The organism is Stagnihabitans tardus, assembly GCF_009925085.1.
GTDB classification, from domain to species: domain Bacteria; phylum Pseudomonadota; class Alphaproteobacteria; order Rhodobacterales; family Rhodobacteraceae; genus Stagnihabitans; species Stagnihabitans tardus.
Window position 1 is genome coordinate 129231 of sequence record NZ_JAABNR010000005.1, and the last position, 14644, is coordinate 143874.

Here is a 14644-nt window from a genome sequence, read left to right on the forward strand (position 1 = left end):
CCAAAGGGGAGCGTGCTCCCCTTTGGGCGGGGGTGCGGGGGCGGCAGCCCCCGCCTTCGGGCGTGTCGCGGACCAGGGCGTCAGCCCGCAGGCTCGCGACGCGCAAGCTTCAGGCCGTCAGCCCCTTGGGCTCCGCCAGGCCATTCGACCGGCAGCAGGCGGTCAAGGTATTGGCCAGAAGGCAAGCGATGGTCATGGGCCCCACGCCACCCGGCACCGGGGTGATGGCGCCCGCCACGGCGGCGGCGCTTTCGTAATGCACATCGCCCACGATCTTGCCCTTGCCGTCGCGCTCGATCCGGTTGATGCCCACGTCGATCACCGTGGCCCCGGGCTTCACGAAATCGCCGGTGATCATCTCGGGACGGCCCACCGCCGCCACCAGGATATCCGCGCCCCGGCAGACCGCCGCCAGGTCCTTGGTGCGGCTATGCGCAATCGTCACCGTGCAGCTGTCGCCCAAGAGAAGCTGCGCCATGGGCTTGCCCACGATGTTCGACCGCCCCACGACCACCGCATTCAGCCCCGCGAGGCTCCCATGGTGATCGCGCAGCATCATCAGGCAGCCCAAGGGCGTGCAGGGCACCATGGACTTCTGCCCGGTCCCCAAAAGCCCCACATTCGAGATATGGAAGCCGTCCACATCCTTGGCCGGATCAATCCGGTTGATCACCAGCTCGGAGTTCAGATGCCCCGGCAAGGGCAGCTGCACCAGGATGCCATGCACCGCTGGATCGGCGTTCAGCTTGTCGATCAGCGCCAGAAGATCGGCCTCCGAGGTCGCCGCATCCAGACGATGCTCGTAGGAGTTCATTCCCACTTCCACCGTCGAGGCATGCTTGTTCTTCACATAGACTTTCGAGGCCGGGTCTTCCCCCACCAGCACGACCGCGAGGCCCGGGACGATGCCCTTCTCCTTCAGGGCGGCCACATGGGTCGCCACCTCTGCGCGCACCTTGGCCGCAAAGGCCTTGCCGTCGATCACCTTGGTCATGTCTTCCTCCGTCTGGGCCCGATGGGCTCTCGTTCTGGTTCAGGCGGAGGCAAAGGCCGCCGCGTAGTGGTCTTTTTGCATCTTGGTCGCAAGGACCGCATTCTTCATCAGGATGGCCACCGTCACCGGCCCCACCCCGCCCGGAACCGGGGTGATCCAGCCCGCCACCTCGGCACAAGAGGCGAAATCGGCGTCGCCCACCGTCCGCCCCTCAACCCGGTTGATCCCGATGTCGATCAGCGCCGCGCCCGGCTTCAGCATGGCGCCCGTCACCAGGCCCGGCTTGCCCACGGCCACGAAAACCGCATCCGCGGCGCGGGAATGGACCGCCACTTGCCGCGTCATGTGATGGCAGACCGTGACCGTCGCCCCGAGCCCCATCATCAGGAAGGCGATCGGCTTGCCCACGATCTCGGAATGGCCAATGACGCAGACTTCCAGCCCATCGACCTTCAGGGGCAGGGTCTTCAATATCTCGACCGCGGCAACGGCGGTGCAGGGGCCCAAGGCCAGGTCGTTGTAGACGATGTTCCCGATCGAGGAGGGATGCATCCCCTCCACATCCTTCAAGGGATGCACTGCCTTCTGCAGCGTCTTGACCGGGATATGGCCGGGCAGGGGGCGCTGGATGATGATGCCATTGACGCGCGGATCGGCGTTCAGACCCTGCAGAACCCCCACCAACTGCTCGAGACTGATCTCGGAGGGGTAATTGCGCGCCTCGAAAGCCACCCCGGCCGCCTCGGCCTGGCGGCTCTGGTTGCGCACATACAATTCCGCCGCCGCCACATCGCCGACCGAAATCGAGACCAGGCGCGGCTCCCAGCCCTGACCCGCAAGCCCCAGGGCTTCGGCCCGCGTTTCCGCCATCATCCTGGCGGCAATGGCTTTCCCGTCGATCAGCGTCGCCGTCATATTCCCAGCACTTTCTCTTCCCGCGCGATGGACCAGTCGATCACTTGGCGCCAGATCGCCTGATAGAGATCAGCATCCAAGCCGGCCGCGCGCGCATGATCGCCGACATTCATGACGACTTCCTCAACACGCGCCTCGATCCGTGCCGGCATGGCCAGGGGCCCCTTGATCTGCGCCGCCCGGTCGATATAGCCCGCGCGCTCGGCAAACAGCGCGACCAGCGCCGCATCCAGCCGGTCGATCTCGGCCCGGATCTCGGCCATCGTCTTGCAATCCGCCGCTTTCATCGCAGCCCCCTTTTCCGTTCAGGCCCCAGATAGGCCAAGCAGGGCCCCCGGAAAAGGTCTTTCATTGGTCCAAAAATATCCCACGGAGGGGTCCGGGGAGGTGTGAAACCTCCCCGGGGTGTCCACTCAGAACAGGCCTTCGACGAAGCCCTGGTCGTTCAGCCGGATCACCTCGGCCGAGGGCACCTTGGGCAGGCCCGGCATGGTCATGATCTCGCCGCAGATCGCGACGATGAAGCCGGCGCCGGCCGAGAGACGCACTTCGCGGACCGGGACCGTGTGGCCGGTGGGCGCGCCGCGCAGGTTCGGGTCGGTCGAGAAGGAATACTGCGTCTTGGCCATGCAGACCGGCAGGTTGCCGTAGCCAGCGGCCTCCCAGGCCTTCAGCTGGTCACGGATCGACTTGTCGGCGATGACTTCCGAGGCGTGGTAGATCCGCTTGGCAATCGTCTCGATCTTCTGGAACAGCGGCATTTCATCCGGGTAGAGCGGCGCGAAGGTCGAGGCGCCGGATTCCGCCAGCGAAACCACCTTGTGCGCCAGCTCTTCGATGCCCGCCGAGCCATTCGCCCAGTGCTTGCACAGGATCGCTTCCGCGCCCTGCTCGGCCACATAGGCCTTCACGGCCGCCACTTCCGCATCGGTGTCGCTGTAGAAATGGTTGATCGCCACGACCACCGGAACGCCGAAGCCCTTCACGTTCGCAATGTGACGGCCGAGGTTCGGGCAGCCCTTCTGCACGGCGGCCACGTTCTCGGCGCCCAGATCGGCCTTGGCCACGCCGCCGTTCATCTTCATCGCGCGCACCGTGGCCACGATCACCGCGGCGGCAGGCTTCAGCCCGGCCTTGCGGCACTTGATGTCGAAGAACTTCTCGGCGCCGAGGTCCGCGCCGAAACCGGCCTCAGTGACGACATATTCCCCCAGCTTCAGCGCGGTCTTGGTGGCGATGACCGAGTTGCAGCCATGGGCGATGTTGGCGAAAGGCCCGCCATGGACGAAGGCCGGGTTGTTCTCCAGCGTCTGCACCAGGTTCGGCTGCATCGCGTCCTTCAAGAGAACGGTCATCGCGCCATCGGCCTTCACGTCGCGGCAATAGACCGGGGTCTTGTCGCGGCGATAGCCGATCACGATGTTGCCGAGACGGGTTTGCAGGTCGGTCAGGTCCTTGGAGAGGCAGAGGATCGCCATGACTTCCGAGGCGACCGTGATGTCAAAGCCCGTCTGACGCGGGAAGCCATTGGCCACGCCGCCCAGGTTCACCACGATATCGCGCAGCGCGCGGTCGTTCATGTCCATGACCCGGCGCCAGGTGATGCGGCGCGCGTCGATGTCCTGCTCATTGCCCCAGTAGATGTGGTTGTCGATCATCGCCGACAAGAGGTTGTGGGCCGAGGTGATCGCATGGAAGTCGCCGGTGAAGTGGAGGTTCATCTCCTCCATCGGCACGACCTGGGCCATGCCGCCGCCGGCAGCGCCACCCTTCATCCCGAAGTTCGGGCCGAGGGAGGCTTCGCGGATGCAAACGACCGCCTTCTTGCCGATGCGGTTCAAGCCGTCACCCAGACCAACGGTGGTCGTGGTCTTGCCCTCGCCCGCCGGGGTCGGGTTGATCGCGGTCACCAGGATCAGCTTGCCATCGGGACGGCCCGCGAGGCTTTCGATGAATTCCTGCGAGACCTTGGCCTTGTCATGGCCATAAGGAAGCAGGCTCTCGGAGGGGATGCCAAGCTTGGCGCCGATCTCGAGGATCGGTTTCTTCTTCGCTTCGCGCGCGATTTCGATGTCGGTCTTGAAGGCCATGATACTCTCCCGGTGGGCAAAGGGGCTTTGGCCACAGGTGTAGCCCCGGATGCGACAAGCGGAAGTCGCTTTTGCGACCAAGGTTCCACCAAATTCGCCAGAGCCTGTTTCCGATCGGAAAGAATGGAACGTGAGCGGGGAATATTCCAGAATTGGAACGCGCGATCTGATTCTGGCGGCTTGATTCTGTCAGCCCAGCGGCAGGCTGGCCTGGGTGCTCAGGACCTGGTCCTCATGGGCCCAACGGCGCTGATCGGGGATGAAAAGCGCGATCTCTTCGCCGATTGCAAGCGTCCCGGGCCGCTCGACCCAGGCGACGAGGCCGCGCCGCCCCTCTGCCGCGGGCTTGAAGCGCTTGCCCATGCCGGGGTGGGCGCGCTCGATGGCCTTGGAGGGGATGGTGCAGGGCCGGTTGTTGAGGTTGACGACGAGGGTGGCCTCGCGGCCTTGCAGGCGCGAACCGGGCGGGATGTAGGAGAGGTCGGGCAGGCCCTCGATCACCATGGTGGCGCCGAGGAGGGAGGGGGAGAGGGTCGGCAGCCCCATGGCGGCGGCGATCTGAGCCAGCTCCTCGGCGGAGAGGATCGAAAGCTGGCGGGTGTTGGCGATCTCGGTCCCGGGCCTGTAGAGGTCCCGCATCCGCGTGCAGGAGGGCACGGTGAGGCCGGCATGGGTCTCGCCCTCGATGCCTGCGAAGGAGGCGGTCAGTTGGTCGGAGGGTTCCGCGTGGATCGGGTCATGGGAAGAGGCCATGCGCCCGAGGAATGTGATGCGGCCGGTAAAGGGGGTGCGTTTGAGGATGGGCATGGGGGCTCCGTTTGCGGCAGGGTGGTGAAGGGGGGCGGGCTTGGCAAGAGCATCACGCATAAGCGATGCGCTGCGGCTCGTCACCATGCCCTGCGCGAGGCAGCGGCCCTGCCCTGCGCCTCATCTGCGGCGCAATAATCCCTTCAGACGGGCAAAGATCCCCCTTGGCTCGTCCTGCTGCCTTGCCGCTTTGGCCAAGTCCTCCCAATCCTCCGTATCTCCGGGGAGCAACTTGGCGCCTGCCAATCGATGGCCCCGATCATCATGGAAGGCCATGCGCCTGGGAATCTCTTCGGCGAGAAAGATCGCAAGGGAAGCCCACCTGGCACCAACCCGGTCGAGCCGGGAGTGGTAGAGCTCGACCTCTCCGGTCGAGGCCAGGTAGAGATGGCCTTGCGAATACCAGGGACCGTTAATCGCCCCGATCCCCAAGGAGCCCGCAGGGATATAGGCCGGGCGTTCCACGACGTTCGAGTAGCGCAGGCTGATCGGCTGACCGATCCCATGCAATGAGCGACCGACCAAAGGCCCGATCGCACCCTGAAGCGTAATGCCAAGAATATTGGCGCCGTCCATATGGGCAAGGAGGGCGCGGTATGGCTCTGGCAAATAGCGACCGGCTTCCTCTTCGGCGGCTTGGAGGCCTTGATCATCCAGGCCTGGATATCGGGTGCAGAGATAGGCGAAGGGCGCAACATGAGGAACGTGGCCGGTCAGAAAAGCGCCATCGGGGCCCTCACGAAAGCCCAAGTGATCATAGGCTTCTCTCAGGATGAGGTCGGTCCGGTGCAAGGTTTCGGAAATAGAGGTCGGCATCGCAAAGACTTTCGGAAGAAGGTCAAAGCATCTTTGGGCATCTGGTCCGATTGTCAAGGAATAGGCCTCCCTCGGGCCTCCCGCCGCCAAGCCGTGAGGGGCCCCGGCTCAAGCCCGGGGCGCGGCGGGGGGATGCGGAACCAGTAGCCCGGGGTATACCCCGGGGCCGGAAATGGAAACGCCGGAGGCATCGAGCCTCCGGCGTTTCCCTTGGTGCTGGCGGGACGGTTACGCCTGGGGTTCAGGCGCGGCGTCCGGGGTGATCCGGGTGCGGGTCTTGGGCATCGAGAGGACCGAGGTCACGCCGCCCGAGGGGGGCTCGTCGCCGCCAAGGGCCTCGCCGCGGATGACCTTCTTGATCTCGTCACCGGTCAGGGTCTCGTATTCCAGGAGGCCCTGGGCCAGGCGTTCGAACTCTTCGGGGTTCTCGAGCAGGATGCGGCGGGCGGTCTGGTAGCCTTCGTCGATGAGGCCCTTGACCTCGTTCTCGATCATCATCTTGGTGTCGGCAGAGACCGAGAAGCCGCCAGCGTTGCCCTGGTAGCCCTCATGCGCCTCGGCGTAGTCGATGTTGCCGACCTTGTCCGACATGCCCCAGCGCAGAACCATCGCGCGGGCAAGGGCCGAGGCCTGCTGGATGTCGCCCGAAGGGCCGTTCGAGACCGCCTCTTCGCCCCATTTGATGATCTCGGCCGCCTTGCCCGCCATGGTCATGGCGATCTTCTGCTTGCACTCGTCCTTGTGCCAGTTCAGGCGGTCGATCTCCGGCAGGGACATCACCATGCCGAGCGCGCCGCCGCGGGGGATGATCGTCGCCTTGTAGACCGGGTCGCATTTCGGCAGGTGGATGCCGACGATGGCGTGACCGGCCTCGTGATAGGCGGTCATCTCTTTCTGCTCGTCGGTCAGGACCATGGACCGACGCTCGGCCCCCATCATGACCTTGTCCTTGGCCTTTTCGAAATCGACCATGGCCACGAACTTGCGCCCCGCCCGGGCGGCCATCAGCGCCGCCTCGTTCACCAGGTTCATCAGGTCGGCGCCCGAGAAACCGGGGCTGCCGCGCGCGATGACGCGCAGGTCGACATCGGGACCGATCGGAACCTTGCGGGCATGGACGTTGAGGATCTTCTCGCGGCCCTTGATATCGGGGTTCGGCACATAGATCTGGCGGTCGAAGCGGCCCGGACGCAGAAGGGCGGGGTCCAGCACGTCCTTGCGGTTGGTGGCGGCCACGATGATGACGCCCTCATTGGCCTCAAACCCGTCCATCTCGACCAGGAGCTGGTTCAGCGTCTGCTCACGCTCGTCATTGCCGCCGCCCATGCCCACGCCGCGCGCGCGACCCACCGCATCGATTTCGTCGATGAAGACGATGCAGGGGGCGTTCTTCTTGGCCTGTTCGAACATGTCACGCACGCGGCTTGCACCCACGCCGACGAACATTTCCACGAAATCCGAGCCCGAGATGGTGAAGAAGGGCACGCCCGCCTCGCCGGCAATCGCACGCGCCAAGAGCGTCTTACCCGTGCCGGGCGGGCCGACCAGAAGCGCGCCTTTCGGGATCTTGCCGCCCAGGCGGGAGAATTTCTGCGGGTTGCGCAGGAACTCGACGATCTCTTCCAGCTCTTCCTTGGCCTCGTCGATGCCCGCGACGTCGTCGAAGGTCACGCGGCCGTTCTTTTCGGTCAAGAGCTTGGCCTTGGACTTGCCGAAGCCCATGGCCCCGCCCTTCCCGCCGCCCTGCATCCGGTTCATGAAATAGATCCAGACCCCGATCATCAACAGCAGAGGCGCCCAGGAGATCAGGATCGTCATGAAGGACGACTGTTCCTGCGGCTTGGCATTGATGTTGACGCCCTTGCCCAGGAGACGCTCTGTCACCTGCTCGCCCGCGGGCTTGATGACGGTATAGGCGGCGCCATCCGCGGGCGTCACCACGATCTGCTCGCCGTTCAGCGTGACCGATTTGACCTTTCCGTCATTCACGTTCTGAATGAAGTCGGAATAGGAAACCGGCTGGGTCGTGAGGCCGCTGGACGACTCGAAGACCTTGAAGAGCGCCAGGACCAGCAAGAGCAGGACGACCCAGAAGGCGATGTTGCGTGCGTTTCCCAAACCGGAACTCCTTGAACTGCGTGGCGCGATGCGGCGCACCTCGCTTTGGACTGTAAAATAGACATTCATTTGGCCGGTTCAATGCGATAACGCGGCTGTGAGCGACAGGAACTCGCCGAAGCATGGCCGGATTGTGGTTTCCGGCTGGTTAACGCCGATGGCGGGGGCCGAAATGACCCTTCCCTCCAGCCGCAGCGCCGGAGAGGAGGCGAGCGCCGCCCGGGGCAGGCCGGTCTCGCGCCAGTCTTTCGGCAGGTCGGGGCCAAGCGCGCCGAGGGTGGCGCCCGGGGGTGCCGTGGCGGTGAAGCGGGCGTCCCAGATCTGGCTGGCGGGGACGTCTGGCGGCAGACTCCGGGCCTCGCGATACAGGCGCTTTCCGTCGAAGCGAGTGCCGGCGAGGGTGGCTGGCCGGGCCTGGGCCAGGGCGGCCAGGAAGCGGGTCAGGGCCTCTCCGCGCGGCGGATAGGGCGCGGGGGCGAGCCAGAGGAGGGCGCGGGTGACAAGGCGGCGCCGGGTCTCGGGCGGGGCGCCTGCGAGATCGCGCAGGAGAAGGGTGCCGCGATCCTCGGCAAAGGCCTTGGGCGCCCAGAGGTCGGCGAGGCTATCCAGAGCCTGGCGGGCCTCCGACAGGTGGCGGGCGGATTGGGCGATGGCCTCGGTGGGGAGGTCACTCAGCGCCGCGCGGGTGCGGGCGCGCAGGTAATGCGGGTCGCGGTTGGTCGGGTCCTCGGCCCAGGGCGCGCCGATCTCGGTCAGATAGGCGCGCAGGGTGGCGCGGGGGATATGCAGGAAGGGGCGCAGGAAGGTCGCCCCTGCATGGGAAAAGGCAGGGCTCATGGCGGCAAGGCCATCGACGCCCGCGCCCCGGGTCAGCCGCATCAGGAAGGTCTCGGCCACGTCGTCTTGCGTATGGGCGAGGAGGACCACGGGGTTCCAGGCGGCCAGCAGGTCGCGGCGCGCGCGGCGGGCGGCGTCCGAGAGGTTGCCGCGGCCGTCCCAGTGCCAGTGCAGGGTCTGGTGCTCCAGCCCAAGCCGGGCGCAGGTCTGGGCCACCATCGCGGCCTCGGCCTCGGCTTCGGGGCGGAGGTGGTGGTTCACCGTGGCCACCCGGGGACGCAAGGGCGCCAGGAGATGCAGCATCGCCATGCTGTCCCCTCCGCCCGAGACGGCGAGACCAAGGCCCGATGTCACCGGCAGGTTCAGGCTTTCCCGAAGCTGCCCCGGGCCTGACCCGGGGCCTCGACCCATGGGGGGCGCCCCGGTCACCTTATTGGCAGCCCTGCGCCTGCATGGCGGCGGTGGCCGCCGTCGCATCGGCCGAGCCGGGGAAGCGCTTGCCGACCTCGGCCAGGGTCACGCAGGCCTCGGGGCCCTGGCCGAGTTTCCCCAGCGCGGTGCCCAGTTTCAAGAGCGCCTGACCGGCCAAGGGCCCGTCCTGCTTGGCCGAAAAGGCGTCCAGGTAGGCGCGGGCGGCATTGGCGGTGTCTCCGGTCTGGGTCAGCGCATCGCCGCGATAAAGATCGGCCTGGGGGACTAGCGGGCCTCCCGGAAAGGATTGGGCATAGGCCTTAAAGAGGTCAGCGGCGCCCTGAAAGTCACCGGAATCGAGCACCCCCTTGGCCCGGTCGAAGTCTGCCTGCTCGTTCAGGGCCAATTCCGGTTGATCGCCCGAGGTCGTGGGCGCGGGAGTCGTCGGGGTCTCGGCCAAGGGCGCCGTGGCGCCGCCCGCCATGCCGCCAAGGTCCGGCGTGGGGGGCAGGGCGCCCGGGTCGCAGCCCTCGGTCAACTCGCAAAGGCGAAACTCGATGTCGCCGATGCGGTTGGTGCCGTCGGACACCACCGCATTGACCTTTTGCTCGACGCTTTCGGTGCGCGCGGTCAGGGACCGCAGCGCCGCCTCGATCGCATCCATGCGCGACAGGGGATCGGCCCCCGCCGTGCCATTGGTCGCGGCCCCGGAGGCCACGACCTCTTGCTTCAGCGAGACCAGCTGGGCGGCCAGCACCGCCAGTTCCGCCTTCACATCGGCCAGGGTCTGGGCCTTGTCCTGGGCGAGGACCGGGCCCGCCGCCAGGAGGCTGACCGCCAGAAGCAGTCGCTTCATTTACGCCCCCGAGCCCATCGACAGCACGGTGACCGCGCGGCGGTTCTGGCTGTAGCACGATTCATCCGAGCAGATGGCGATGGGGCGTTCCTTGCCATAGGTCACGGTCTGGATGCGGGCGCCCGAAACCCCCTTGGAGATCAGGTAGTTCTTGACCGAATCCGCGCGGCGGCCGCCCAGCGACATGTTGTAATCGCGTGTGCCCTGCTCGTCGGCATGGCCTTCCACGATGATGGCGTAGTCCGGGTTGGCCGCCAGCCACTGCGCCTGGCCGTTCAGGATGCCCTTGGCCTCCTCGGTCAGGGTCGACTGGTCGACGACAAACAGCACGCGGTCGCCCACGGTCTGGTTGAAATAGGCGATGGAGGCCGGGTTGGACGGATCCCCCAGCGCGCCGGAGGCGATGCCGTCCTGGCCGATCCCGTTTGCCCCATTCGCGCCATTGGCCCCATAGGCGCCATCGGCTCCGAAGCCATCCCCGCCACCGGGGTTGCGACAGGCCGAGAGGGCCAGCGCGGAAACGATCATCAGGACTTTGAAGGCAACAGAGGCGCGCATGGGTTTTTTCCGTTTTTGGGGCTCGATTGGGGCCAATATAGCAGGTGTGTCGCGGGCTGTTAACCGCCCGCGAACAATCAGGGCAGCAAAGGCGACCAGGCCGGGTCAGAGGCGGCCGAGGGCGTCGGCACCTGGTGCAGGTTGCGCCCCGAGATATCGACCGAATAGAGCGAGGCCGAGCCAGAGGCGCCCTCGCCCTGGCGGGTGAACATGATCACGCGGCCATTGGGCGCCCAGGTCGGGCTTTCATCCAGGAAGGAGGAGGTCAGAAGCCGTTCGTCCGACCCATCGGGGCGGATCACGCCGATATAGAAGCGCCCGTCCGCGATCTTGGTGAAGGCGATGAAGTCGCCGCGCGGGCTCCAGACCGGGGCGGCATAGCGGCCCTTGCCCGAGGAGATGCGGGTGGGCTCGCCGCCGCCTGCGGACATGACATAGATCTGCTGGTTGCCGGAGCGGTCGGATTCGAAGGTGATCTGCGACCCGTCGGGGGAGTAGGAGGGCGCGGTCTCGATCGAGGGGGCGTTGGTCAGCTGGCTGATCTGGCCCGACTCGCTGTCCATGGCGTAAAGGTCGGAATTGCCGTCCTTGTCGAGCGTGAAGACCACGGTCCGCCCATCAGGGGCAAAGCGCGGGGCGAAGGTCATGGTCCCCGGAAGCTCGGCCAGCGGGCGCTTGGACAGGTCGCGGGTGTTCATCAGGTAGATGCGCGGGAAGCCGGTCTCGTAAGAGGTATAGACGATCCGGCTGCCATCGGGCGAGAAGCGGGGCGCGAGCACGATGGAGGACGAGTCGGTCAGATACTGCACATTGGCGCCGTCGTAATCCATGACGGCGAGGCGCTTCTGGCGGGCCTCTTTCGACCCGGATTCCGAGACGAACAGCACGCGGCTGTCGAAATAGGGGCCCTCGCCCGTGATGCGGCTATAGACCGCATCGGCGACCTTGTGCGCCATCCGCCGCCAGGACTTGGCCGAGCCCGCGAATTGCAGCCCGTCGCCCATCGCCTGGCCGGTGAAGACGTCGTAAAGCCGGAACTTCACCACGATCTTGCCGCCCGAGGACTGGACCTCTCCGGTGATCAGGACCTGGGCATTGATCGCCTGCCAGTCATTATAGGCAATCGGCGCGTCGAAATTCGAGACGGTGGAGATATAGGCCGACGAGGGGATCTCGCGGAAGAGGCCCGTGCCGGTCAGGTCGGCCGAGATGACCTGCGTGATATTGGTCGCCTCTTCGCTGCCGCCGGTGAAGGTCGGCAGGGCGAAGGGCATGGGCTCGATCACCGGGTTGTCGAAGCGGATCGTGGGTTCGGCTGCGACAGGGGCGGCCAGGCTGGCCAGCGCCAGCAGAACGGCGGCAAAGAAAGGATGTTTCATGCGGTCCTCATCGGATGGCGCGCTGCCCCCGGGGGGAGCGGGCAGGCGGGAAAATGGCGGGCAGGGCTCAACGCATCGCCCCCTTGGACGGGTCGAAGACGAAGAGCATCGACTTCCAGGTCTCATACTTCTCGGGCGGCAGGCCCAGGCCGTTCGTCGCCCCGCGATAGACGGCGCGCTTGGCGGATTCAAAAGCCTGCTTGGCGGCGGCCTCGGTGCCGCCGCTGAACTCGACCAGCTCGATGGACAGGACCTTTTGCTCCTGGCTCAGCTTGACACGCATGGTGATGGTCACGCCGGTCGCCTCGGTCGAAAGCGAGCCGATGTTCCAGAACTGCTCGATGGCGCGGTGCAGGTCGTCGATCTCGCCAGAGGAGAGCGGCGGGCCGGAGGCTTGGCTTCCCGTGCCGCCCTCTCCTTGCGTCGAGGCCTGGGCCTGGTCAGCGTCCGAGGCGTTGCTTTCGGCGGTCGCAGCGGCAAGGGCTGCGGCGATGGCGTCTTCCTCGGTCGATTGGTCGGTGGCCGAGGCCGTGTCCTCGGCGCTTTGCGTCGCGCTGTCCGAATTCGAGTCAGTGGCGTTGTCCGAGGAGGCGGTGGAAGTGTCGGGCGCGGGCTTGGCCTTGCCCAGGTCCTTGGGCTTTGAGGCCGGGCGGGGCGAGGAGGTTGGCGCCAGCGTGGGGGCGTCTTCCTTGACCGGGTCAGCCTCGGGCGTGACATTGGTCACGGTTTCCTCGGGGGCCTTGGCCTCTTCGGGGGGCTTTTCGGGCGCAGGCGTCGGGGTTTCGACGGTCGCAGGGGTTGGCTCGGGCGCCTCGCTGGGCGTCTCGGTCGCGGGGGTGGCGGTGTCGGCGATGCGATCCGCCGGGCGGGGCTTCGGCCGCTTTTTCGACAGCGGAACCTCGACCGGCTGCGGGACCACGGCGGGCGGAGCCTCGGTCGGCGGAGTCACGGGCTCGGGCGCCGGGGGGGCGACCTCTTCCGGGACAGGCTCGGGCGTGGGTTCGGGCGCGGGCGTGGGTTCGGGGGCCGGTTCGGGTTCGGGTTGCGGCTTGGGCTGCGGTTTCGGCAGGGGTTTGGGCGCGGGTTCGGGGGCGGGCTCGGGCGTGGGCTCCGGCGCGGGTTCGGGGGTCGGCTCGGGCGCGGGCGTGGCCTCGGTCTCGGCGGCCTTGGGCTGGGCGGCGGGGGTGGCCGCCGTCTCCGCCGCATTGGGCGCGGCCGCGTTCATGGCGTCGAACTGCTCGGTCGAGACCAGGGACACCGTGGTCACCGGCACTTCGGGCGTTTCGGTTTCCCAATGGAACAGGCCCCCGAGCACAGCCCAGAGGACCAGGCCCATATGCCCGATGCCCGAGTAGAGGGTGCCTTTGTTCATCATCCTCACGGCGCCTGGTCGTTTGCGCCCGCTTCTGCGCCCATGCTGGGCCCGCCGGGGTCGGTCACAAGCCCGATGTCATTGAACCCGCCCGCATTCAGCGCGCCCATGAGCTGGGCCACCATGGCATAGGGCACGGCCCCATCGGCCCGGACGAAGACCTTCTTCGAGGTCCGCTCGGCCGCCACGGCGGAGAGCTTGGGGATCAGGTCGGCCTCGGCCATCTCGGTCGAATTGAGCAGGATCAGCCCATCGGCGGTCAGCGTGATGGTCAGCGGCTCTTCCTGTTCGGTGGGCAGGGCATTGGCGGCGGTTTCCGGCAGCTTGATCGGCACGCCCACGGTCAGCATGGGGGCGGCGACCATGAAGATGATCAGAAGCACCAGCATGACGTCGACAAAGGGCGTGACGTTGATTTCCGACATGGCGGCGGAATGGCCGCGACGCCGTCCGCGCCGCCCGCCTCCGCCCGATTTCTTGACGACACCGGCCCCCATGTCAGGCGTCCAGCTGGCGCGAGAGGATGGTGGCGAATTCGTCGGCAAAGGCCTCGTAGCCGCCAAGGATACGCTCGGAATCCGCGTTCAGCTTGTTATAGGCGACAACCGCCGGGATGGCCGCGATGAGGCCGATGCCGGTGGCCAGAAGCGCCTCGGCGATGCCCGGGGCCACGACGGCCAGCGAGGTGTTCTGGCTGATGGCGATTTGCTCGAACGAGTGCTTGATCCCCCAGATCGTGCCGAAAAGCCCGATGAAGGGCGCGGTCGAGCCGGTGGTGGCGAGGAAGGACAGGCCCTTGTTCAAGACCTCGGCCTCGCGGTTGATGGCGACATCCATGGCGCGGTCGATGCGGGCCTGGGCGCCGGCGATCAGCCCGCCGTCCTGGCGATGCGAGCGGCGCCATTCCAGCATGCCGGCGGCGAAGATCTTCTCGGATGCGCCCTCTGGGGTCGGCCCGATGGTCTCATAAAGCTCGTCCAGCGGTTCGCCCGACCAGAAGGCGCGGTCGAAGATCGCGGCCTCTTTGCGCGAGGCGCGGAAGAGGATGCCCTTCTGGATGATGATCGACCAGGACCAGAAGGACATGAGCACGAGCCCCAGCATGACCAGCTGGACCACGACGGTCGCGCGCATGAAGAGCGAGACGAGGGAGAAATCGGGAGCCTCGGCGGGGGCGGCAGCTGCAGCGACGGTGGTCGCAACGTCGGTCGCATCCTGCGCGAGGGCAAGGAAGGTCTGAAACATGGGGCCTGCTCGTGCGTTATCGGGGTCTTTTGCCCCTGTTGACCTGATTCTACACGGATTCAAGGGGAAATGCCAACAGTCCTGCTGTGGGCGGCCGATTGTCGCCGGAATGGGCGGCGGGGGCGGGGTTTTGGCTGGGCGTGGGCTGCCCCCGGGGTGAAGCAGAAGAGAGGGGGCGCTGCCCCCTCGGGCCATTCGGCCCTCACCCCCGGGATATTTGCGTCAATGTGAAAGGGGAAGGGGCGG

Annotated in this window: 14 protein-coding genes; all 14 read right to left on the reverse strand. The window is 66.6% G+C overall.

The window, feature by feature from the left end:
- Positions 1 to 109 precede the first annotated feature (109 nt).
- Complete coding sequence (folD, locus tag GV832_RS06810) at positions 110 to 994, reverse strand: bifunctional methylenetetrahydrofolate dehydrogenase/methenyltetrahydrofolate cyclohydrolase FolD (protein ID WP_168774094.1); 885 nt, start codon at positions 992 to 994, stop codon at positions 110 to 112.
- 39 nt (positions 995 to 1033) lie between these two features.
- Positions 1034 to 1909, reverse strand: coding sequence for a bifunctional 5,10-methylenetetrahydrofolate dehydrogenase/5,10-methenyltetrahydrofolate cyclohydrolase (locus GV832_RS06815; protein ID WP_168774095.1), 876 nt, complete (start codon positions 1907 to 1909; stop codon positions 1034 to 1036).
- A complete protein-coding gene (locus GV832_RS06820) occupies positions 1906 to 2196 on the reverse strand; it encodes a chorismate mutase (RefSeq protein WP_168774096.1) in 291 nt (96 codons plus the stop codon). Before GV832_RS06820 ends, GV832_RS06815 begins: the two co-directional genes overlap by 4 nt.
- 126 nt (positions 2197 to 2322) lie before the next feature.
- Positions 2323 to 3999, reverse strand: coding sequence for a formate--tetrahydrofolate ligase (locus GV832_RS06825; protein ID WP_227754278.1), 1677 nt, complete (start codon positions 3997 to 3999; stop codon positions 2323 to 2325).
- Positions 4000 to 4188: 189 nt separating this feature from the next.
- Positions 4189 to 4806 (reverse strand): MOSC domain-containing protein, encoded by a 618-nt coding sequence (locus tag GV832_RS06830; protein ID WP_168774097.1) that lies wholly within the window; start codon positions 4804 to 4806, stop codon positions 4189 to 4191.
- A 120-nt stretch (positions 4807 to 4926) separates the two neighbouring features.
- Positions 4927 to 5679 (reverse strand): SMI1/KNR4 family protein, encoded by a 753-nt coding sequence (locus tag GV832_RS06835; protein ID WP_168774098.1) that lies wholly within the window; start codon positions 5677 to 5679, stop codon positions 4927 to 4929.
- Positions 5680 to 5850: 171 nt separating this feature from the next.
- Positions 5851 to 7740 (reverse strand): ATP-dependent zinc metalloprotease FtsH, encoded by a 1890-nt coding sequence (ftsH, locus tag GV832_RS06840; RefSeq protein ID WP_168774099.1) that lies wholly within the window; start codon positions 7738 to 7740, stop codon positions 5851 to 5853.
- Positions 7741 to 7818: 78 nt separating this feature from the next.
- Positions 7819 to 9054 carry a tRNA lysidine(34) synthetase TilS gene (gene tilS / locus GV832_RS06845; protein WP_354001933.1) on the reverse strand — a complete coding sequence of 412 codons (1236 nt, stop codon included), beginning with the start codon at positions 9052 to 9054 and terminating at the stop codon, positions 7819 to 7821.
- Complete coding sequence (gene ybgF / locus GV832_RS21980; RefSeq protein WP_227754280.1) at positions 9008 to 9844, reverse strand: tol-pal system protein YbgF; 837 nt, start codon at positions 9842 to 9844, stop codon at positions 9008 to 9010. Before ybgF ends, tilS begins: the two co-directional genes overlap by 47 nt.
- On the reverse strand, positions 9845 to 10402 hold the full coding sequence (pal, locus tag GV832_RS21985) for a peptidoglycan-associated lipoprotein Pal (protein WP_227754281.1): 558 nt from the start codon (positions 10400 to 10402) through the stop codon (positions 9845 to 9847). It lies immediately after the preceding gene.
- A gap of 77 nt (positions 10403 to 10479) precedes the next feature.
- Positions 10480 to 11781, reverse strand: coding sequence for a Tol-Pal system beta propeller repeat protein TolB (gene tolB, locus GV832_RS06855; RefSeq protein ID WP_168774101.1), 1302 nt, complete (start codon positions 11779 to 11781; stop codon positions 10480 to 10482).
- Between the two features lie 67 nt (positions 11782 to 11848).
- Entirely contained in the window at positions 11849 to 13156 is a 1308-nt protein-coding gene (locus tag GV832_RS06860; protein WP_168774102.1) for a cell envelope biogenesis protein TolA, read from the reverse strand.
- Between the two features lie 2 nt (positions 13157 to 13158).
- On the reverse strand, positions 13159 to 13650 hold the full coding sequence (gene tolR, locus GV832_RS06865) for a protein TolR (RefSeq protein ID WP_168774103.1): 492 nt from the start codon (positions 13648 to 13650) through the stop codon (positions 13159 to 13161).
- 1 nt (position 13651) lies between these two features.
- Positions 13652 to 14398 (reverse strand): protein TolQ, encoded by a 747-nt coding sequence (tolQ, locus tag GV832_RS06870; RefSeq protein WP_168774104.1) that lies wholly within the window; start codon positions 14396 to 14398, stop codon positions 13652 to 13654.
- Between the last annotated feature and the right edge of the window lie 246 nt (positions 14399 to 14644).

What these genes read in the sequence shown, in the direction of transcription:
- tolR (WP_168774103.1), bottom strand. Translation starts at nt 13,650, where the DNA reads ATGGGGGCCGGTGTCGTCAAGAAATCGGGCGGAGGCGGGCGGCGCGGA.
- GV832_RS06820 (WP_168774096.1), bottom strand. Translation starts at nt 2,196, where the DNA reads ATGAAAGCGGCGGATTGCAAGACGATGGCCGAGATCCGGGCCGAGATC.
- GV832_RS06860 (WP_168774102.1), bottom strand. Translation starts at nt 13,156, where the DNA reads ATGATGAACAAAGGCACCCTCTACTCGGGCATCGGGCATATGGGCCTG.
- ybgF (WP_227754280.1), bottom strand. Translation starts at nt 9,844, where the DNA reads ATGAAGCGACTGCTTCTGGCGGTCAGCCTCCTGGCGGCGGGCCCGGTC.
- tolQ (WP_168774104.1), bottom strand. Translation starts at nt 14,398, where the DNA reads ATGTTTCAGACCTTCCTTGCCCTCGCGCAGGATGCGACCGACGTTGCG.
- folD (WP_168774094.1), bottom strand. Translation starts at nt 994, where the DNA reads ATGACCAAGGTGATCGACGGCAAGGCCTTTGCGGCCAAGGTGCGCGCA.
- GV832_RS06825 (WP_227754278.1), bottom strand. Translation starts at nt 3,999, where the DNA reads ATGGCCTTCAAGACCGACATCGAAATCGCGCGCGAAGCGAAGAAGAAA.
- GV832_RS06830 (WP_168774097.1), bottom strand. Translation starts at nt 4,806, where the DNA reads ATGCCCATCCTCAAACGCACCCCCTTTACCGGCCGCATCACATTCCTC.
- pal (WP_227754281.1), bottom strand. Translation starts at nt 10,402, where the DNA reads ATGCGCGCCTCTGTTGCCTTCAAAGTCCTGATGATCGTTTCCGCGCTG.
- tolB (WP_168774101.1), bottom strand. Translation starts at nt 11,781, where the DNA reads ATGAAACATCCTTTCTTTGCCGCCGTTCTGCTGGCGCTGGCCAGCCTG.
- GV832_RS06815 (WP_168774095.1), bottom strand. Translation starts at nt 1,909, where the DNA reads ATGACGGCGACGCTGATCGACGGGAAAGCCATTGCCGCCAGGATGATG.
- tilS (WP_354001933.1), bottom strand. Translation starts at nt 9,054, where the DNA reads ATGCGACGGCGGCCACCGCCGCCATGCAGGCGCAGGGCTGCCAATAAG.